Source organism: Halomonas sp. AOP12-B1-6 (assembly GCF_052379225.1).
In the GTDB taxonomy this organism is placed as follows: Bacteria; Pseudomonadota; Gammaproteobacteria; order Pseudomonadales; family Halomonadaceae; genus Vreelandella; species Vreelandella casei.
In genome coordinates, this window is record NZ_JBQSYK010000008.1 from 1 (window position 1) to 20,590 (window position 20,590).

Annotated in this window: 19 protein-coding genes; 5 read left to right on the plus strand and 14 right to left on the minus strand. The window is 54.8% G+C overall.

The window, feature by feature from the left end; translation table 11 throughout:
* Positions 1 to 101 precede the first annotated feature (101 nt).
* The gene (locus ACT3TR_RS17210) at positions 102 to 1,433 is read left to right on the plus strand and encodes a deoxyguanosinetriphosphate triphosphohydrolase (protein WP_096276174.1); all 1,332 of its coding nucleotides are present in this window, start codon (positions 102 to 104) and stop codon (positions 1,431 to 1,433) included.
* Between the two features lie 11 nt (positions 1,434 to 1,444).
* On the opposite strand, the gene ACT3TR_RS17215 is transcribed toward ACT3TR_RS17210, so the two are convergent.
* From ACT3TR_RS17215 to ACT3TR_RS17225, 3 genes are read right to left on the minus strand one after another with little or no spacing between them, the layout of a single operon-like run.
* Entirely contained in the window at positions 1,445 to 2,353 is a 909-nt protein-coding gene (locus ACT3TR_RS17215) for a nuclease-related domain-containing protein (RefSeq protein ID WP_096276172.1), read from the minus strand.
* 55 nt (positions 2,354 to 2,408) lie between these two features.
* Complete coding sequence (locus tag ACT3TR_RS17220; RefSeq protein WP_096276170.1) at positions 2,409 to 2,783, minus strand: translation initiation factor Sui1; 375 nt, start codon at positions 2,781 to 2,783, stop codon at positions 2,409 to 2,411.
* On the minus strand, positions 2,783 to 3,484 hold the full coding sequence (locus tag ACT3TR_RS17225; protein ID WP_444625905.1) for an HAD-IA family hydrolase: 702 nt from the start codon (positions 3,482 to 3,484) through the stop codon (positions 2,783 to 2,785). The genes ACT3TR_RS17220 and ACT3TR_RS17225 overlap by 1 nt, the downstream gene beginning before the upstream one ends.
* Positions 3,485 to 3,704: 220 nt before the next feature.
* Here ACT3TR_RS17225 and ACT3TR_RS17230 point away from each other — a divergent pair, with 220 nt between their 5' ends.
* Positions 3,705 to 4,097 (plus strand): hypothetical protein, encoded by a 393-nt coding sequence (locus ACT3TR_RS17230; protein WP_444625906.1) that lies wholly within the window; start codon positions 3,705 to 3,707, stop codon positions 4,095 to 4,097.
* Positions 4,098 to 4,117: 20 nt separating this feature from the next.
* Here the strand turns inward: ACT3TR_RS17230 and ACT3TR_RS17235 are convergent, their stop codons facing one another.
* From ACT3TR_RS17235 to tkt, 7 genes are all read right to left on the minus strand, one after another.
* Positions 4,118 to 4,468, minus strand: coding sequence for a hypothetical protein (locus ACT3TR_RS17235; protein ID WP_444625907.1), 351 nt, complete (start codon positions 4,466 to 4,468; stop codon positions 4,118 to 4,120).
* Between the two features lie 174 nt (positions 4,469 to 4,642).
* Positions 4,643 to 5,707: a class II fructose-bisphosphate aldolase gene (fba, locus tag ACT3TR_RS17240; protein WP_096276162.1), complete on the minus strand. Its 1,065-nt coding sequence runs from the start codon at positions 5,705 to 5,707 to the stop codon at positions 4,643 to 4,645.
* Positions 5,708 to 5,806: 99 nt separating this feature from the next.
* Complete coding sequence (locus ACT3TR_RS17245) at positions 5,807 to 6,976, minus strand: phosphoglycerate kinase (RefSeq protein WP_444625908.1); 1,170 nt, start codon at positions 6,974 to 6,976, stop codon at positions 5,807 to 5,809.
* A gap of 25 nt (positions 6,977 to 7,001) precedes the next feature.
* Positions 7,002 to 8,039, minus strand: coding sequence for a type I glyceraldehyde-3-phosphate dehydrogenase (locus ACT3TR_RS17250; RefSeq protein ID WP_096276158.1), 1,038 nt, complete (start codon positions 8,037 to 8,039; stop codon positions 7,002 to 7,004).
* An 80-nt stretch (positions 8,040 to 8,119) separates the two neighbouring features.
* A complete protein-coding gene (locus ACT3TR_RS17255; protein WP_096276156.1) occupies positions 8,120 to 8,854 on the minus strand; it encodes an LrgB family protein in 735 nt (244 codons plus the stop codon).
* Entirely contained in the window at positions 8,844 to 9,197 is a 354-nt protein-coding gene (locus ACT3TR_RS17260; RefSeq protein WP_096276154.1) for a CidA/LrgA family protein, read from the minus strand. The genes ACT3TR_RS17255 and ACT3TR_RS17260 overlap by 11 nt, the downstream gene beginning before the upstream one ends.
* Positions 9,198 to 9,200: 3 nt before the next feature.
* On the minus strand, positions 9,201 to 11,216 hold the full coding sequence (gene tkt / locus ACT3TR_RS17265) for a transketolase (protein WP_441686319.1): 2,016 nt from the start codon (positions 11,214 to 11,216) through the stop codon (positions 9,201 to 9,203).
* 265 nt (positions 11,217 to 11,481) lie between these two features.
* Between tkt and metK the strand changes: the two genes are divergently transcribed.
* Positions 11,482 to 12,702 (plus strand): methionine adenosyltransferase, encoded by a 1,221-nt coding sequence (metK, locus tag ACT3TR_RS17270; RefSeq protein WP_096276150.1) that lies wholly within the window; start codon positions 11,482 to 11,484, stop codon positions 12,700 to 12,702.
* Positions 12,703 to 12,935: 233 nt separating this feature from the next.
* Entirely contained in the window at positions 12,936 to 14,588 is a 1,653-nt protein-coding gene (gene ligB / locus ACT3TR_RS17275) for an NAD-dependent DNA ligase LigB (RefSeq protein WP_444625913.1), read from the plus strand.
* A 4-nt stretch (positions 14,589 to 14,592) separates the two neighbouring features.
* Here the strand turns inward: ligB and ACT3TR_RS17280 are convergent, their stop codons facing one another.
* On the minus strand, positions 14,593 to 15,528 hold the full coding sequence (locus ACT3TR_RS17280; protein ID WP_441686321.1) for an AEC family transporter: 936 nt from the start codon (positions 15,526 to 15,528) through the stop codon (positions 14,593 to 14,595).
* 160 nt (positions 15,529 to 15,688) lie between these two features.
* Here ACT3TR_RS17280 and metF point away from each other — a divergent pair, with 160 nt between their 5' ends.
* Positions 15,689 to 16,531 (plus strand): methylenetetrahydrofolate reductase [NAD(P)H], encoded by an 843-nt coding sequence (gene metF / locus ACT3TR_RS17285; RefSeq protein ID WP_096276146.1) that lies wholly within the window; start codon positions 15,689 to 15,691, stop codon positions 16,529 to 16,531.
* Positions 16,532 to 16,621: 90 nt separating this feature from the next.
* On the opposite strand, the gene ACT3TR_RS17290 is transcribed toward metF, so the two are convergent.
* From ACT3TR_RS17290 to ACT3TR_RS17300, 3 genes are all read right to left on the minus strand, one after another.
* The gene (locus tag ACT3TR_RS17290) at positions 16,622 to 18,823 is read right to left on the minus strand and encodes a TRAP transporter permease (protein ID WP_444625909.1); all 2,202 of its coding nucleotides are present in this window, start codon (positions 18,821 to 18,823) and stop codon (positions 16,622 to 16,624) included.
* Between the two features lie 102 nt (positions 18,824 to 18,925).
* A complete protein-coding gene (locus ACT3TR_RS17295; protein WP_441686325.1) occupies positions 18,926 to 19,909 on the minus strand; it encodes a TAXI family TRAP transporter solute-binding subunit in 984 nt (327 codons plus the stop codon).
* A gap of 350 nt (positions 19,910 to 20,259) precedes the next feature.
* A complete protein-coding gene (locus ACT3TR_RS17300; RefSeq protein ID WP_096276140.1) occupies positions 20,260 to 20,511 on the minus strand; it encodes a YheV family putative zinc ribbon protein in 252 nt (83 codons plus the stop codon).
* Positions 20,512 to 20,590: the final 79 nt, after the last annotated feature.

The following is a 20,590-nucleotide window of genomic DNA, read 5'->3' on the forward strand; positions in this document are numbered from 1 at the left end:
ATCATCTTTAACCAATAAGGGTTAAAGCATCTTAATGTTGAGTCGCGCGTCTGCCCGTGGCTATTTTTATGGCAGAATGCACTCCTTCAGGAGGAATGCTTATGACACAGATGCGCTGGGAACAGCTACTTTCCCCACGTCGTCTTCACGACCAACGCTCAGAAAGCACTCGAGAAATAGGCCGTAGCCCTTTTCATAAAGATCACGACCGAATTGTTTTCTCTGGTTCTTTTAGACGCCTTGGACGCAAGACCCAGGTCCATCCGCTGACAGAAAACGATCATATTCATACCCGCTTGACTCACTCGTTAGAAGTGGGCTGCGTCGGTCGCTCACTGGGAATGATCGTAGGTGAGCTGCTGCGTGATCAGCTGCCCGAATGGATTACCCCGGCAGACCTGGGTGTGATAGTGCAAACGGCATGCCTTGGCCACGATATTGGCAACCCGCCGTTTGGACACGCCGGTGAGTATGCTATCCGCGATTGGTTTCAGCGTGCCCAGAGCAGTGGTCTGCTTGAGGGCCTATCCGATGCTGAACGAGAAGATCTGCTGACTTACGAAGGCAATGCTCAAGGCTTTCGCGTTATTACTCAAATTGAATATAATCAGTTCAATGGAGGTATGCGGCTCACGTCGGCCACGCTTGGAACCCTGCTTAAATATCCGTGGACTGTCCGCTATAGTGGGCGGGCAGGTAAGTTCGGCGCTTATCAATCGGAGCAGGCACTGCTCAAAGAGGTCGCTGAAGCGGTAGGGTTGCTGCCCCGGGGTGAGCAGCGGTGGTGCCGTCATCCACTCGCTTGGCTCGTTGAGGCTGCTGATGATATCTGCTATGCGCTGCTGGACCTTGAAGATGGTTTAGAAATGGGCATTCTGCGTTACGAAGAAGTCGTCGAGATTCTGCGCCAGATTGCCGGAGAGTTTCCACCCGAATATACCGACATGCAAGACCGCAACGTATCCCAGCGGCGCCGCATCGCATTACTACGTGGCGCCGCCATGGAGCGTGCCGTCAATGATGTGGGTGCGGTATTCGTTCAGCATGAGCAGGCTTTGCTGAACGGTACGCTTAGCAATGATCTATTAGAGCTGTGCCACCCGGATTTAGGCTGGGGTGTACAGGCCGCCAAGCAGTTAGCCCGCGAGCGTATTTTCCAAAACGAGCGTAAGGCAAAATTAGAAATTGGCGCTTATACAACGCTAGGGATCCTTCTCGAGGCATTTATTGGGGCGGCTCACGAGCTTCACCATACGGGGCATTCATCGTTTAAGCATCAGCGTGTACTGGCTCTTATTGGTGAAAATACGCCGCTGCCGTCTTGGCCGCTCTATGATAGCTATCGACGGATGCTGGACTTTATCGGCGGGATGACCGACCACTACGCGGTGGACTTAGCTCAGGAGATGGGCGGTCGCTTACGCGGCGACTAACCATCTTTCCTCTACACCGATGGCTGACTGAGGTGCTTTAATTCCAAGAGTCTGGCGCGCTCAAGCAAAACGTTGATGACCTTATCATGTATGACATCATTGAGCGGGCCGGTGTTTAGCTCGGTCAGCTGCTTGGCGAGGGTATCACCGCTCACCACCAGAATATCGGTAGCCGCATCACTGTTATCTATTTTCCAGCCAGGGAGTACCAGCACGCCGCGCACCGCAACAGGGACGCCACAGCGTCGCTCTAACCAGTGAGAGAGCCAGCACACGCCCTGGCGTGTTTTATGTAGCGGCCTACGCTCCTGCCAGTGAGGAAAGCGCAAACGCTCTCGTTCTACGGCCACTGTATCGAGCTCATGGCCATCGGTGCCAATAGCCAGCGTTCTAGCTCGTGTTTCGACCACAAAAATGCCGTGAGGCGTCACTACGACGTGATCGATGGTAAAGCTATCGGTGGGCACATCGTGAAAAACGTAGTAGGGGTGTGCGTCGGGGCGAACGAGTCTCGCAAGCTCTTGCCCAACGGCAAGCTCGCAAGCCAAGCCAAGCTTTAATCGCCGTATGCGCTGGTAGTCACGTACTAATAGCAATGAAAATATTAGAACGAGTAATGTGCTTAGCAGGCCATACAGTGCCCATTCAACCCAGTCTTGTCGTTCGACAAATAGCATGCGCCCCATGCCGTAAACGAGTGGCGCCAGGCTGATGATGGGCCCTAGCGCACCGTTTAAAAATAGGCTAGAAAACGCTTGGTCAAGGCGGTAGCGCAATGCTTGGCCTGGTTCATGAAGGGGCGCATTGAAAGGAGAGTGAACACGGGCGTCATGTAAGCTACGTAGCGCCAACACGATGCTGCCCATTGCCGCCATCGGGAATAAAAAAATTAGCGGTAGCAAATATTCCAACCAAGCCATTGCAGTGCCTTGCTCTGCGACTTACCTAGCGATAAGTCATCGTATTATAGAGGTATTAACCTCCAGCGAATTTGACCTGGTATCCGAGAGCGCTCAGCGCCTGATGTAGGGTGTCTCGATGATCGCCTTGGATTTCGATAATACCCTCTTTAACCGCGCCACCCGTTCCACACCGCTGTTTAAGCGTTTTTGCCAAACGTTTGAGATCGTCGCTTGGCAAAGGAATGCCGCTAACGGTAGTCACGCCTTTGCCTTTGCGGCCGCTGGTTTCACGTCGAATACGAACCACGCCATCGAGAGCCGCTAGTCGCTCCAGCTCACTTGCATTATCGCAATTACATGCATCAAGTGCTTCTCTACAGGTCGGGCAGGTTTTACCGTGCTCGGTGGAATACACCAGCCCACCTAACTGATCACGCAAAGACGCCATTACCGCCCCCCAGCCGAGTGTTGAGGCACAGGGATTTGCCAATATTCACGAGTGAGTCTCTCCACTACTGCAGGTAACTGATACATATTGCTGATCATAATAGCGTTTTCAGGCGTTGTCTCGGCATCGGGAAAACGATTTAAATGGATGACCGTCATTCCGGCTTGCTGGGCCGCGTGAACACCCACTAGTGCGTCATCAATGGCAATACAGTCACGTGCCAAGTAGCCCATGATACTCGCTGCATGTAGATGTAAACAGGGTTCAGGCTTCCAGCAATTGGCGGTATAGCCACTGAATAAACGGTTCCCAAAATAGTCGCCAAGGCCCGTAACACTTAACGCGGTGTGAATTTTACTTTCTGGGCCGTTGGATACCACGGCGCTGGGGTAGCCAGCCAATATATCCAGTGCTTCGTGGGCACCGGGTATCGTCGTTAGTTCCTGGGAAAGTCGCGTGGCTAAGTTAGCCCGCATGTGAGTTTCCATGCTGTCGAGCTTGTCTGGATCGACGTTGCCGTGTCGTTTTTGCAGTTCGGCAACAATCCGTCGAAAGCGCGCGCCGCGAAATTCGCCAAGGTAGTCAGTGGCAGCAAAAGGCAGCCCTACTGCATTGAGGCCTAAGGCCATTTCTTCCGCGAGAATGGGTTCGCTGTCAACGAGTGTGCCATCACAGTCAAACAGCAAAAGTGGGAGCGGCATTGCATTTCCTTGCAGCGGCTCAAGCGCTGCCAGTGTTAGTTAAGCCAATCACCCTCTATTGAACGGGATTTTTTGCCTTTTGTGAACACTGTTTTGTTATTTTTTGCTTGCCAGCGTATTGCTCTTGAGCCAGCTTAAAATAGCCATACTCAATTTTACGACGACTGCGTTGACGATATAGTATGCAATATCCCCTGTCATCACCAATGGAGATCGCGCTATGCGATTAACTGCCTGGGTTCTTCTCTTTACGTTTAGCGCTGCTTTACTCGCGACGACGGGCTATGTTTTTGCCGATAATCACGCACCAGAAAACGAGCAGCACGCGCCACTAAATGATAAAGCTCTGGAGGAGGAGTACGGCATAAAGGCAGGATCGGTAAAGCGCGATGGAGAGCTTTCGTCTAACGACGCTGGTGAGGCGAGTGATCAAACTCGCGCAGGCGAGGATGACGTAGAGCTTGCGCCTTCAACGGGGGAAGAAGAAAGCCCTGGCGCTGGCACCGGAGGCACCGGCAGTCCAAATGATGCAATCCACAGCAGTGAAGAAGAAAACAATGACAACGATGATGGCACTGACGACAACGATGATGGCACTGACGACAACGAGTAGCGTCAGTGCCTAAAGTAATGCTACTGGGCAAGCCGGCGGGAGTTAGCGCTACTACGTTGGTGATAAGGCTTCATTGTACGTTTGCTAGTGACCCACCAGGGGGCGAGCTGACCATTCATTGAATTAAACAGTGCTTTTTGCATGACGAGGCCAGCTTCCATGCTGGCCTCGAGTTTTTCGGTAACCATGCGTTGATTCTCTTGCATCATTTTAGGGCTGAAGAACGGCTGCGTTTGCCATAAGTGGTTACGCATAGTGATGGTGGACAGAGAGGTAGACCATAGCTCGCACGCCATCAGGCCGACTTTCCATATATCGAACATCGCCACTGGCGTGGTGGGGACCAATGACAGGGTGGATGAGCATTTCATAAGCGGCTTGCCTCTGTGTTGGGCCGCGAAACCTCGTGGCCTAATACACAGTGTTAGCGCATCAATGCTGCATTGCAATATGCATTTTGCGGACTATAACCTGGGTTATGAAAAGAGAGCGGTACAAAAAAGACGACCTATGGGTCGTCTTTTTTAACAGGCTTAGTTAGGCGATCATTTGATCTTAGGCGCCAGTTCGCCGCGCTCATAGCGCAGGAACATCTCTTCTAAGTTAATCGGCTTGATTTTGCTGGCATTGCCGGCGGTACCGAACGCTTCGTAGCGGGCGATACATAGGTCGCGCATCGCCGTGACGGTTTCCTTCAAGAACTTACGCGGATCGAATTCAGCGGGGTTCTCAGCCATAAAACGACGCACTGCGCCGGTAGAGGCTAGGCGTAGGTCAGTGTCGATATTGACCTTACGAACGCCGTGTTTAATCCCTTCGATAATTTCTTCGACCGGTACGCCGTAAGTTTCGGGGATCTGGCCGCCGTACTGGTTAATGATTTCCAGCCATTCTTGCGGCACAGAAGACGAGCCATGCATCACTAGGTGGGTATCTGGAATACGCGCGTGAATTTCTTTGATGCGCTGGATTGAAAGCGTATCGCCCGTGGGTGGCTTGGTAAATTTGTAAGCGCCGTGGCTGGTGCCAATGGCGATGGCCAGTGCATCGACCTGCGTGGCTTTAACAAAATCGGCGGCTTCCTCAGGGTCTGTGAGCATCTGCTCCATATCCAGCTTGCCTTCAGCGCCAATGCCGTCTTCTTCACCGGCCATACCGGTTTCCAGGCTACCCAAGCAGCCCAGCTCACCTTCAACGGAGACGCCACAGGCATGTGCCATTTCTACCGTACGACGGGTAACGTCAACATTATATTCGTAGTCAGTCGGCGTTTTGCCGTCTTCGCCCAACGAGCCATCCATCATCACCGAGGAGAAACCGAGCTGAATAGAGCGCTGGCAGACTGAAGGGCTGGTGCCGTGATCCTGGTGCATGACCACCGGAATATGAGGAAACTCCTCAACCGCGGCTAAAATCAAATGACGCAGAAACGGCGCACCTGCGTATTTACGCGCACCCGCAGATGCTTGCACGATGACCGGCGAGTCGGTGGCATCGGCGGCTTCCATAATGGCGCGCATCTGCTCAAGGTTATTGACGTTAAAAGCCGGAATACCGTAGCCGTATTCGGCAGCGTGGTCGAGCATCTGGCGCATGCTGATCAGAGCCATGAAATCACCTTATCTGTAGACGTTGTGAAGAACTGGTTATGTGAACCCGTGCTGCAAGCACACGGATTCACGTTGTCTAATGCGTTTTTTTACAACAAATTAGCCGCGTTTGGCAGCCGGTTCGAGGGCTGCCACGGCCGGTAGCTGTTTGCCTTCAACATATTCAAGAAAGGCACCGCCACCGGTAGAAATATAGGAAACGCGATCCGCAATGGCGTATTTATCAATGGCCGCTAACGTATCACCACCACCGGCAATAGAGAAAGCCGCGCTATCGGCAATGGCCTGGGCAATAACCTGAGTGCCGTTACCAAATTGATCTATTTCAAACACACCGACCGGCCCGTTCCATAAAATGGTGCCAGCGTCTTTAAGCATGGTGGCTAAGTTAGCCGCCGTCTCAGGGCCGATATCTAAAATCATCTCATTGTCGGCTACTTGATCGACGGGTTTGACAACCGCTTGCGCTGATTCAGAAAACTCGGTGGCCACAACGACATCGGTAGGTAGCGGGATCGAGACCTTTTCCATCAACGCCTTAGCCTGATCGATCAGGTCGGCTTCATAGAGTGATTTACCGACATTGTAGCCCGCCGCGGCAATAAAGGTATTGGCGATTCCTCCCCCAACAATCAGTTGATCGCATTTATCAGCTAACGTCGTGAGCACATCTAGCTTTGTTGATACTTTTGAACCGCCGACAATTGCGGCCATAGGGCGAGCCGGATTCGCCAACGCTTTTTGTAACGCGTCGAGCTCTTTGGCCAGCAGCGGCCCAGCGCAGGCGCTTGGTGCAAAGCGGGCGACGCCGTGGGTCGATGCCTGTGCCCGATGGGCCGTACCGAAAGCATCCATAACAAAGATATCGCACAGCGCGGCGTACTGCTTCGCCAGTTGCTCGTCATCTTTCTTCTCGCCGCTGTTGAAGCGCACGTTCTCAAGCAACACGACATCACCATTTTCAAGTGCCAGCGTTTCGCCTAGATACGCGGTCACTAGGGGCACCGGGCGACCCAATAGGCCGCTCAGATGCTCAGCAACGGGGGCAAGAGAAAACTCATCGGCAGGTTCGCCTTCAGTGGGGCGTCCTAAATGGCTCATCAGCATAACTTTTGCGCCAGCGTCCACTGCTGCCTGAATGGTGGGCAGCGCTGCGCGCAGGCGGGCGTCACTTGAGACGCGACCGTGTTTAATGGGCACATTCAAATCTTCACGGATCAGCACGCGTTGTCCTTCCAAGGGAAGGTCAGTCATTTTCTTCACATTCATGTGAGCGGTTTCCTCGTGTTCAGATTTACGTTTCTGTCGAAAGTCTGGCCAGTCGATGACTAATATCGAGCATACGATTCGCGAACCCCCACTCGTTGTCGAACCAGCACAGCAGTTTGATGAGGCGTTTGCCAGCGACTCGCGTTTGGGTAGCATCCAGAATGCCTGAGCGTGGATCGTGATTAAAATCAATCGATGCCATGGGGGCTTCTGTGTAGCCAAGAACACCTTTCAAACGCTGTTGGCTGGCGGTCAGGAGCAGCGCATTCACCGCATCACGGTGAGTATCGCTACGAACCGTGAGGGCCACGTCCATCGCAGAGACGTTAATCGTCGGCACGCGGACGTGTAAGCACTCAAAGCGGCCCGCTAGGTGAGGCATTAGGCGGCTAATACCGAGCGCCAAGCCGGTGTCGACGGGAACAATCGACTGCATCGCCGAGCGAGTGAGGCGCAGATCCGTTTGATGGTAGGCATCAATCACCGGCTGATCGTTCATCGCCGAGTGGATCGTCGTCGTCACGCCGTGCTCAAGCCCTAGCGCTTCATCTAAAACGGTTAACAGCGGCACCAGACAGTTGGTCGTGCACGATGCAGCGGAAAGAATGCGCTGGGACAGCGTCATCTGATCTTCATTAATGCCCCACACAATGGTGGCATCAACGTCATTCTCTGCGGGCTGAGAAAACAGCAGCCGCTTGGCGCCCGCGGCTAAATGCAGTTCGGCCGAGGCGCGGTCTTTAAAGCTTCCCGAACACTCCAACACTAGGTCTACATCGAGTGCTTTCCAGGGTAAATTGCGCGGATCTTGTTCGCACAGTATCTGGATGCGCTGGCCGTTAACGATGAGATCCTGGCCATCGTTATCGACCTCACCTGGAAAACGGCCATGTGTTGTGTCGTAGCGCGTCAGATACGTAATCGTAGCGAGATCAGAGAGTTCGTTGATAGCAACGATCTCAATGCCCGGTGGTTGCCGCTCGACGAGGGCCCGCAGCACGCATTGGCCAATGCGTCCGTAACCGTTAATAGCGATGCGATACGTAGAGGCGGAATTAGCCATACACAAAGGCGGCTCTTAAAAGTAAATCGATGATCAAAAGTGGGGTAGCAAACCCCGCGATAGTAGCGTATTTCAGTCGGCTATGCGTATCCGCTGCTCATGCCTAGCAGTCGCCACGCAAGCGGCAGGAGTATGGCAGTGAAAATGCCTGTAAGGCTCATTCCTAGTGACGCGAACGCCCCCGCCGCGGGGCTGATCTCGAATGCTCTGACGGTACCAATGGCGTGCCCATTCAGGCCAAGAGCAAAACCGATCAAGCGTTCATCGTCGATATGCAGCAAACGTGCAGCAATGCTGACGCATGGAATGGTGATAACACCGGTTATCAGCAGTGCCCCCATTAGCAGCGCTACCTTACCGCCAAGCTGTTCGGTAATGCCGATAGCAATCGGTGCCGTCACGGACTTGGCCGCAATGGAGGCAAGTATGGTGTCGGAGCTGCCCAGCAACCAGGCAATAGCAAGCGCATAGAAAGCCGCTAGCGTGGCGGCAATGGGTAAACAAATTGCCAGCGGCCGCCAGAGTTCAACAATCCGCGGCAGCTGTTGATAAAGCGGCATACCTAGCGCCACCGTCGCGGGCCCCAGCAATACCGTCAGCCATATCGCGCCCTGTTGATAGATCGGATAAGGCAGCCCTATCAGCGCGAGCGCCCCGGCAAGTAGCAGCGCCGCAATTAAGATAGCGGGTAGCCAAGAAGGGCGCTTAAGGCGCTGAAATAGCCGGTTACCAAGCAAATAAGCAACCAGCGTTAGCCCTACAGCAAATAGCGGCGTGGCGGTGAGCAGCTCTAATAGCGATAGGTCAGCGGTCATAAGATTGCCCGATCAGTCGCTTAAGCAACCAAAGGGTGGTGACAACACTAAGCAGTGTGCCCGCCACTAAGGCGATCAGGATAGCCGTCCACTGCCCGGCTAATTCGCCAATAATAAAAAACACACCGACGACACCGGGCATAATCAGCATAGCGAGCAGCGCGATGAGCGGCTGTGCGGCCGCGGCAATACTGCTAGGTACACGACCGTACAGCGCAAGCGTAGCACACAGCAGCAGCATGCCGATCACGCCTGAAGAGACCGGCAGCCCGGTGAAGTAGATGACCACTTCACCGATCAGCCAGTAGCTAATCAGCCATAAAAAGCCACTGAGTGCTGGCATGGCCTAGCCGAGCAGTTCGTGAGCTTGCTTGACGATGTTGTCGACCGTGAAGCCGAAGTGTTTGAACAGATCGTCCGCGGGTGCAGACTCGCCGTAGGTCGTCATGCCAATCACACGACCTTCCAGACCCACATATTTGTACCAGTAGTCGGCATGTGCCGCTTCGATCGCGATCCGCTTGGTGACCGCTTTGGGCAGTACGCTTTCACGGTAGTCAGCGTCTTGGCCATTGAAACGGTACGCCGAGGGCATGGACACAACGCGAACGGCTTTACCCTGCTGCTCAAGTTCGGCAGCGGCGTCCATCGCGAGCGATACTTCCGAACCTGTGGCAATCAGAATCAGCTCCGGCATTTGTGGCGTGCCTTGGCTATCTTTAATAGTCGGGTCTTTAAGAACATAAGCCCCGTTTTGAATGGCCGCTAGCTGCGCTTGAGTGCGCTGCTGGTGCGGCAGATTCTGGCGTGAGAGTACCAGCGCGGTCGGGCCGGAGTGGCGTTTGATCGCCGCATCCCAAGAGGCGGCGGTTTCGACCGCATCGCAGGGGCGCCAGGTGTTTAGATTCGGCGTCGTGCGCAGGCTAGTGAGCTGCTCAATCGGCTGGTGCGTCGGGCCATCCTCACCTAGACCGATGGAATCATGCGTAAACACGTAAATCACCTGCTGGCCCATTAACGACGCCATGCGAATGGAGTTACGCATGTACTCCATAAAGATCAGGAAGGTCGCGCCGTAAGGCACTAAGCCTCCGTGCAGCGCGATCCCGTTCATGATCGCGCCCATGCCAAACTCACGTACGCCGTAATGCAGGTAGTTGCCGCTGGCATCTTCAGGGGTAATCGCCTTGGCACCTTTCCAGAACGTTAGGTTAGACGGTGCGAGGTCAGCGCTGCCGCCCAACAGTTCCGGCATTTGTGGGCCAATCACATTCAGCGCTTCAAAGGATGCCTTGCGCGATGCGATGCTTTCTCCCTTCTCTTGGGCCTGCTCAATCAATGCTTCAGTGGCAAGCTCAGGAGGCAGTTGGCGCTTCATGCGACGCTTGAACTCACGCGCCTCCGTTGGGAAAGCGTCGGTATAGCGAGCAAAGCGGTCTTCCCACGCCTGCTGCGCCTTTTTGCCAGCGTCGCGAGCATCCCAGGCAGAATAGATCGGCTCAGGGATATGGAATGGCGCGTGCTCCCAGCCCAGCTGTGTGCGTGCCAGGGCGACTTCATCGTCACCCAGCGGTGAGCCGTGGGCGTCTTCTTTGCCCTGCTTGTTAGGCGCGCCAAAACCGATAATGGTTTTGCAGATAATCAGGCTAGGCTTATCGTCGTGGCTCTTCGCCAGTTCAATGGCCGCTTTAACTTCCTCAGGCTGGTGACCATCGACGTTCGGCACTACGTGCCAGCCATAAGCCTCAAAGCGCTTGGCGGTATCGTCGGTAAACCAGCCTTCCACTTCGCCATCGATTGAGATGCCGTTATCGTCGTACAGCGCAATCAGCTTACCCAACTGCTGCGTTCCCGCCAGTGATGCTGCTTCGTGGGAGATGCCTTCCATCAAGCAGCCATCGCCCAAGAAACACCAGGTATGGTGATCGACAATGGCATGGCCGGGACGATTGAACTGCGCCGCCAATGTTTTTTCAGCAATGGCAAAGCCTACCGCGTTAGCAAAACCCTGGCCGAGAGGGCCCGTGGTGGTTTCAATGCCTGGGGCATAGCCAAATTCCGGGTGCCCTGCCGTGGGCGAATGCAGCTGACGGAAATTTTGCAGCTGTTCCAGGCTAAGCTCGTAGCCGCTGAGGTGCAGCAACGAGTAAAGCAGCATGGAGCCATGGCCATTGGAGAGCACGAACCGGTCGCGATCGGCCCACTTGGGGTCTTCGGGGTTGTGCTTGAGGTAGTCATTCCATAGCACCTCGGCAATATCAGCCATGCCCATAGGAGCGCCCGGATGGCCGGATTTGGCCTTCTGAACAGCATCCATGGAAAGGGCGCGAATGGCATTGGCTAGCTCAAAACGGGACGGCATGGGAGTGCTCCTCGCCTGAAAACAGAAATTATAAAGGCGCTATTGTCGCTGACTTCCCATGTGGCGGCAAATGCAGAGATAAATGTGCCGGTAAATTCTGGGGCACGCGTTCTGGGAAGCACCGCCTACAGCGTGTAGACTCTGCCTCCCGAGGTGGTGGAGAACGTGATGCTGCCGCCTCTATATACGGGCAGGGGCACCTGCCATGATTTCCTGCTGATGCTGTGGATTTGCTACAGCCGTCATACAGAGGGTCGAGTGCGCGATGAGCGAATATTCCCTGTTTACCTCCGAATCGGTCTCCGAAGGTCATCCTGATAAGATTGCTGACCAGATTTCTGATGCCGTATTAGATGCCATCATCGCCCGTGATAAACAGGCGCGCGTCGCCTGTGAAACGATGGTAAAAACCGGGGTGGCGATTATTGCCGGTGAAATCACGACGTCCGCGTGGGTCGATCTGGAAATGCTGGTCCGTGATGTGATCACGGACATCGGCTATAGCTCCTCACAAGTAGGCTTCGATGGCGCTACCTGTGGCGTGATTAACCTCATCGGCAAGCAGAGCGTTGAGATTGCCCAGGGCGTTGATCGTACCAAGCCAGAAGATCAAGGGGCAGGCGACCAGGGGCTGATGTTTGGCTATGCGACCAATGAAACCGACTCGTTCATGCCCGCACCCATTCATTATTCTCACCGTTTAGTCGAGCGCCAAGCCGAGCTGCGCAAAAATGGCCTGCTGCCTTGGCTGCGCCCTGATGCAAAAAGCCAGGTCACTATCCGCTATAACGCCCAGGGCCGCCCCTGCGGTGTCGATGCTATCGTGCTTTCTACCCAGCACGATCCAGACATTGAGCAAGAAGATCTGCGCAAGATGGTTAAGCGCGAGATTATTGAGCACGTTATTCCCGCTGACTGGTTAGACGACAACACCCAGTACCATATTAATCCAACCGGCAAATTCGTTATCGGCGGCCCGGTCGGTGACTGTGGGCTGACCGGACGTAAGATCATTGTGGATACCTATGGCGGTATGGCGCGTCATGGTGGCGGTGCTTTCTCAGGCAAAGATCCCTCGAAAGTAGATCGTAGCGCCGCCTATGCGGGCCGCTATGTGGCGAAAAACGTCGTGGCGGCAGGGTTGGCTGATAAGTGCGAGATTCAGGTCTCCTACGCGATTGGTGTGGCTGAGCCGACCTCGGTGTCGATCGACACCTTTGGTACCGGCAAGATTGAAGACAAGCAGATTGTGGCGCTGGTGCGTGAGCACTTTGACCTTCGCCCTTACGCGATTACCAAAATGCTGGATCTGCTGCACCCGATGTATCAGCTCACCGCCGCGTATGGTCACTTTGGTCGTGCGCCGTTCGAGCACAGCTACACCTGGAGCGATGATAAAGGCGAGCAGCATAAGGAAACCTTTACGGCTTTTCCGTGGGAAAAAACCGATAAAGCCGATGCGCTGCGCCAGGCCGCTAATTTGTAAGCGTTTCGCTACACGCTTTGTAAGAGATCGCCCCTTTGGCTTCGGCCGGGGGCTTTTTTTATGCGTTATGTCCAAGCCCTGCGCTAGGCTGGTTCTGTTTGCCGATCATTATTTGCACGGGTAAGGGGACCGCAATGTTTAACGGCGCGACGTTTAATGGGGCATTGTTTAATGGATCAACGTTTAATAGAGCAACGTTTAGTGGAGCAGTGTCAGGCACTACCGCAATCTGGATGCTCAGTGGCCTTATGGGGCTTGTCACTTTTTCCGCACAGGCTAGTGAGTGCCCCCACTGGCAGGCTGAGCGCTTAGCCAGCGAAAGCCACGCATTAGCCGAGCAGGTCCAGCGCTGGGACACCGCCTACCATGATGAGGGTGTATCACTGATCGACGACGCCCTTTACGATCAAGCCGTTGAGCGCCTTGCCACCTGGCAGCGCTGTTTAGGTTATGAGTTTGAGCATCATCCGCTTTCACCGCTGACGTCTAGCGACGGAACGCTTGAGCACCCGATGGCCCAACGCGGGCTTCATAAAGCCGATGAAGACGGTGTTAGGCGCTTTATCAGCCGTCGCGACGGCCTATGGATCCAGCCCAAAGTTGACGGCGTGGCGATCACACTACGTTATGACCAGGGTGAGCTGGTCGATGCCGTTAGCCGTGGTGACGGCGAGCGCGGCCAAGACTGGACGGCACGCGTGCGCCAGCTTCCTGCTATTCCTAATACGCTTTCCGAACCACTGTCGGCGATACTTCAAGGCGAACTTTACTGGCGATTAGAGCAACACATTCAGTCAAGCTCGCCGGCGTCGGGCGCGCGTGGCGCGGTTGCAGGCGCGATGGCGCAGTCATCGCCTACCGATGCCACGCTTGAGCGCATTGGGCTGTTTGTGTGGGATTGGCCCGATGGCCCAACGAGCATGTCCGAGGGTTTAGCGCAACTGACTCGCTTGGGCTTTGATACTGCTGACTATACCCAGGCGCTTGATAGCCAGCGTGACGCCGCCGACTGGCGCGACACCTGGTTCAACGGCCCACTGCCATTTGCCACTGACGGCGTGGTGATTAAACAAGCGGAGCGCCCCGGCGTGTCCAGCTGGTCGTCATCACCGCCCAGGTGGGCGCTGGCCTGGAAATACCCTGCACAGCAGGCGCTGGCACAGGTGCGGGGCATTGAGTTTCGCGTTGGACGCACCGGGCGCGTGACGCCGCTGGTGTGGCTCAACCCGGTACGGCTTGAGGGGCGGCGAATTAGCCGCGTCTCGCTAGGATCGCTTGAGCGCTGGGCGTTAATGGATGTACGCCCTGGCGACCAAGTGGCGGTCACGCTGGCAGGGTTGACCATCCCTCAGCTAACGGAGGTGGTATGGCATACCCAGGCGCGCGCACCGCTGAGTGCGCCATCGCCGCAGCGCTATCATCTACTCAGCTGTTTTGAATTAACCGCTGGCTGCGATGCCCAGCTGTTGGCACGGCTTACCTATCTCGGTGAGCAGCTCGGTATGCAAGGCGTTGGTGAGGGCACCTGGCAAGCGTTGCTGGAAGCCGACGTGGTAACGCAGTTGCTGGGCTGGATGAGCGTTGAGCCCGGTGAGCTGGAACAGGTGAATGGCATCGGTGAGACCAGCGCAGGCGCGCTGACTGATCAGTTTGAGGCCGCCCGCTCGGCTCCTTATGCTGATTGGCTGGCCGCTCTTGGCATGCCACCAGGCGGGAGTGCGCACATTGGTGACTGGCCTACCTTGGCGGATTATCAGCACGCGCAGTGGCAGGCCATTAGCGGCGTGGGCCCGGTTCGCGCTGATGCGTTAGTGGCATTTTTTAGCCACCCAGAGGTGCAGCGCATGGCGCAAAGGCTTCAACAAGCGGGCGTTGATGGTTTTTAGCCAGTTAACTTAGCCCCGTCAAATGCAGCATGAAACCGAGATATAGCGGGATCAGCAGCGGTGCCAGCAGCGTTGAAACCAGCACGGCCAGCGCGCCTTTTTGCGGCTGAATACCCAGCTCCATGGCGACTACCACCACGTTAGACGCCATGGGCACTACGCCTAGTAAAAGCATCGCCATACCCAGTTCAGGCGAAAGAGGGCCGAGCCACTGCAACAGCAGCACGGCAGCCAGCATCACCAAAGGCCACAGCAGGTAGCGCAACCCTACGCAGCTAGCGACAAAACGCGTATCCCAGGCTGCTAAGGTCACCTGACTCAGCGTCATGCCGATAATCATCATGCCTAGCAGCGTGTAGGTGGCGGGGAACACTTCTAGCGCATGCATTACCTCAGCGGGCGGCATTATGTTAAGGCTGCTCAGCAGGAGCGCTAATAGGAAGGTGTAGATCAGCGGTAAGCGAGAAATCTTGATCAGGCTTTCGCGTACCGAAAAGCGACCGCGGGCGCTGAGATAAAAGCCGACGGTAAATTCATAAATATTAATCCCCAGCATGCAGAACAGATAAAGCGTAACGCCTTCTGGGGGCAGCAATATAAATGCAATCGGTAAGCCGAAATAACCGGTATTGCCGGTTCCCGAAGAAAATGCCAGTAGCGCCGCCTCCTGCTCGCCAAAACGATGACGCGTGAGGCGATGGACAATCAGGGCCATGAGGCTTGAAAGGATGAACAGCGCTAATGTGAGTAATAAATAGTTCGGCGTTGAGCCGCCATTCATTAGCGCGCGAAAAATAGTAAAGGGTGCAATCAGGTAAACCAGCAGTGTCGCGATGGGACGAGGGTCTAGCTTGAGCCGTTGGGCGGCGATCCAGCCTAACCCCACATAGCTGAGCAACATTAATAACGGTCCAGCCAGTGCCTCAGGTGCAAGATCCATTGATTCTCCCGTATGAGTGCGTGGTGCTTCGTATGTAGTCTGGTCAGCTAACATGAGCCGAATTAAAGGCCGAGCGTGGAATCTTTCATTAGCCCTAGCGCATCTGAACAGCGAGAATACCTCAAAATGTCACGTTTATTGATCCTAAAAAGGAAATTCCATGAGCAGCCTTGAGCATCCGCTGGGTATCAGCTTTGAATTCTTTCCGCCCAATACCGATGCTGGGCACGACAAGCTAATACACGTTCGTGATGAGCTAGCTGCGCGGCAGCCCCGATTTTTTTCAGTTACCTATGGCGCTGGTGGGTCGACGCAGGCGCGCACACGCGAACTGGTACGCACTGTTAGCCAAAGCGGCATTACGACCGCGCCGCACCTATCCTGTATTGGCAGTGAAAAAGCTCAACTGCGAGATCTGCTAGCTCAGTATCGCGAGGAGGGCGTGAATAGTCTGGTCGCTCTACGTGGCGATATGCCGTCGGGCATGGCAAGCATTGGTGAATTACGCTATGCCAACGAGCTGGTGGAGTTTATTCGTGCTGAAACCGGCGATCATTTCGAGATTGCGGTCGCGGCTTACCCGGAGTCTCATCCACAGGCGGCTAATCTAGATAAAGACGTAGAAAACTTCGTGCGCAAAATGAAGGCTGGCGCCAACATGGCGATCACCCAGTACTTTTTTACCGCCGATGCCTATTTTAATTTTGTCGATAAAGTCCGTGCGCTTGGCATCGAACAGCCGATCATTCCGGGTATTATGCCGATCACTAACTACACTAAGCTGGCGCGTTTCTCTGATGTCTGCGGCGCTGAGATTCCTCGCTGGATGCGCAAGCAGCTAGAGTCCTATGGCGATGACAGTGAAGCGATTGCCGCCTTTGGAACCGACGTGGTGAGCCAGCTTTGCCAGCGATTGTTGGATGGCGGTGCCCCCGGCCTGCATTTTTATACTCTTAACCAAGCGGCACCCGTGCTCAAAATAGTCGACAACCTGACCGACTAAGGTGCGTTGTTTCATCACGTAACTAAAAACCCCACTCAATGGCCATTGAGCGGGGTTTTTTGACACTTGGCGTTTAGCTGCTTAGCGTGTTTAGCCAGCTTGAGCCGTTTTATTGCCACTGCCATGCAGCTTACGCTGCATGACAAATAGCCCGATACCAATCGCAAGCCCCAGAACGTCGGTATAAATACCGCCATAGATCATAAACATGGCGCCGACCAGCATCAGCAGGCGTTGCCATGCGTTGACCGGTCCAAAGAACCACGCTTGAACCATGCCTGAGAGCAAGATAATGCCCAGCGTTGCGGTGACCCCAACGCGCAGGATTTCCATCGGCGTGCCTTCCATCAGCATGGCAGGGCTGTAGAAGAACATAAACGGCACGATGAAGGCGGCCAAGCCAATCTTGAACGACGCCACGGACGTTCCCATCGGGTTGTCGCCAGAAATACCGGCCGCTGCATAAGACGCCAGCGCAACGGGCGGGGTAATCGCCGATACCACCGCAAAGTAGAACACGAAGAAGTGGGCGATCAGCGGCTCAATGCCAATATTGATCAAGCCAGGCGCTACCACGGAGGCGGCGACGGCGTAGGCGGCGGTGGTTGGCATGCCCATGCCGAGCAAAATGCTAATCAGCATAGCGAACACCAGCGCGAGCAGCTGGCTAACACCGGCTAAGCCAAGCAGCAGCGATGAGAAGCGAGCGCCAACGCCGGTCAGTGAGATAACCCCGACGATTAAACCCGCACAGGCGCACACGGCGATAATCTGAACCGACATGGTGCCTGCGATTTGCAGCGCTTTAAGAATCGCACGAATACCCATTTTGTTGGGTGAAATCCAGCTCACGACGGCTGCTGAAGCGGTTGCCAGCGTGCCCGCACGAATCACCGAATAGCCCATGAACAGTGCCGCGATCAGAATGATGATCGGCGCGAACAGATAGACCTGCTTGACCAGTTTGGAGAACAGCGGGATCTCATCTTTGCGCATGCCTCGCATGCCTTTACGGGCGGCTTCAAAGTCGACCATAAAATAGATAGAGGCAAAATAAAGAATCGCCGGAATGATCGCCGCAATGGCAATTTCGGTATACGGAATGCCTGTCACTTCGGCCATGATGAACGCACCGGCGCCCATAATCGGCGGCATGATTTGCCCACCCGTTGAAGCAGCCGCTTCGATCGCCCCGGCACTACGCGCCGGATAGCCGACTTTCTTCATCAATGGAATGGTCAGCGAGCCGGTGGAAACCACGTTGCCCGCGGAGGTACCGTTAATCATGCCCATCAAGCCAGATGCAAAAATAGCCACTTTGGCCGGGCCACCGCGGGCGCGCCCTGCGGCAGCGAAAGCAAAGTTGACGAAGTAGTCGCCCACTTTAGACGCTTGCAGGAACGCGGCAAAAATAATGAACAGAATGATATAGGTCGATGATACGGCGGTGGTGGGGCCTAAGATGCCGGCATCGGTATATACCTGGCTGAAGAAGCGTTGTAGCGACAGCCCTGGGTAGCCCAAAAAGCCGGGTAAATAAGGGCCGACGAAAACATATCCTAAGAACACCGCTGAAATGACGACCAAGGCCAAACCGGCCACGCGGCGGGTAAGCTCAAGAATCAGCAGAGAGCCCGCAATCGCCGCCCAAGAGATGCCTGACGGCGCAAAGGACGTGCCTGTCGACATGCGTATATTCGTGTTAAAAGCCACCAGCAAATAACCGGCGCTGGCCAGCGCGCATACCATGAGCACTAGGTCGGCAGGGTTAAAGCGATGGCGTGCCTGACGATAAAACCAGGACAGCACAACGGCACAGGCGGTGGTCGCCATCAGTGGGTAACCGTAATGCCAGTTTTCAACGCTTGGGTCGATGCGCATCGCACCGCCGCTGAGCGTTTGGTGCATTAAAAAGACTTGCGCCAACGTATAGGCCGCTGGAATAAGCAGCGCGTAGCTCACCCATTTAATCAATGCACCTGACGTTTGGTGTTCTTCGTCGGCAAATCGCGCGCCGGCAAATAGCCCGTAACCGAGAATAAGCGCCCCGGCAATGTGCACAATACGAAACGACCAGGTTTCCATCGGATACACGTTCAGGGAAAACAGATGGAAGCTGGAATAAGCAATGGCTAATGCCGCAAATAATAAGAACTGCCAGCCGGTAAACAGGCGGCGATTAGATTCAACAATGTCGTCATCGACACCATCAGCAATGGAGTCGGGTACTGTTGACGCCACGTTGGCATCATCCTTGAGACCATTGGGTTCTTGGTCGTTTTTGTGACTCATTAGAGTTCACCCTCACAGCAAAAGCAGACAAAGGGATAGCAGGAGCGAAATCTGCCCCGCCCGGCAAGGCCGAGACGGGGCAGTTAGAGCGGTAAACGTTGCTTAGTTGATCATGTCATCAGCAATTTCATAGCCGTTCTCTTTGTACCAACGCGCAGCGCCTGGATGAAAGGGCAGTACGGTGTTATGTACAATGTTTTCTGGAATGGTTGTTTCAGCACTGCGGTGTATTGAGCGCATGCGCTCGTTGTTTTCCATGGTCGCCTTGGTCACTTCGTAAATGAAGTCTTCCGGAAGATCACAGCCAGCGATCGCAAAGTTCCACATGGAAACGGCGCGCGCATCTTCTTCAAGCGTTGTGTACGTATTAGCGGGAATCATGAACTCAGCGACCGGGTAGTTTTCCAGCACGGTGGCTAGCTCTTCTTCGGTGAACTCAATGATGTTGACGTCAGTTTGTACTTCCAACTGGCTCACGGCGGGGATCGGGATGCCGGCCGCGAACGCAACGACGTCAAGCAGGCCATCCTGCAACTGGCCGCCTAGATCAGACCAGCCACCGTTACGGCGCTCAAAGTCCACGCCTAAGGTTTCTAGGATCGCGGGGAAGTAGGTGTCAGACGTGGACGCCGCGGGGCCAAAGCCGATACGCGCGCCAGGCGGAATGTCAGCAATGGATTCGATGCCGCTGCTAGAGAGTGCCGCAATTGAAAACGGCGTTTCGTACATGGGGAACATGGCACAGACGTTGTCCATCTTCATACCAGGTGCCAGCGGGCTTTCACCGTTCACAGCATCAGACGCAGGGCCCATGGTGGTTAAACCAAATGCCATGTCACCGGTGTGTACTAGCGCTAAGTTTTGCGTGGGGCCACCGGTGACTTCACCGCCGCCAGATACGCCAACTTCTTCAGCAATAAAGTTCGCCCAGCCTGAGCCGTAAACGAAGAACGTGCCGCCTTGACTGGCCGTACCAACGGTGAAGTTATCTGGCCACTCGGAGCGGTCTGCTTGGGCACTGCTAGCTGCTACAAGCAGGGCGCTGCTGGCAAGTAGCGTGAAGGTCTTAGGCATATGTTTACGCATGGCGAGAGTTCCTAGCTGTTATTGGGGTTATTGACTGACGGTCGTGTTCGATGCTGCTCGTTAGTACGGCATGAATCAGACTATTCAGTGGTTATAACAGCGATAGTTGTGCCATTTTAATATTGTTATTTTAAAATCAGTTGGTTAAGAAGATCTTATTAAACTTTCGTGGCAGGCTTAGGCAGGCAAAGTGTCCGAGTGTCCGCACGATGATTATTTTGCATGTGCGGATAGCCACACACTAATGAGATCGATCGAGCGCCATTAGCCAGCATTCGGCACATTGAAAAGGAAGACGCTAGGCTCGCGGTGCTTGGTTAGGCCTTCCTTTTACGGGATGAAACGTGGGTTTAACGAGGGGGCTTGCCGGGATCCATGATGCGTACGGGCTGTACATCTTGCTGCTTCTGGTCGTCGCGCACCTGATTAACTCGGGTGGTCATTTCGGTAAGGGCATCTTCTTCAATAGGCAACTGCTCAAAAAAATCGCAGCTGACGCATTCGCGGTAGCGAATGCCATTCTGCTCCCAGGCGCGGATGCGGTCCATCTCCGCACAGCGCGGGCAGATCACGCCGGCAATAAAGCGTTTAACCGTCGACATAGTGGGCTCCTATGCATCAGATGCGCGACGCCCAAGGCGCCACGCATGAAATAATGGTTTGCAACGTGTACCTGATAAC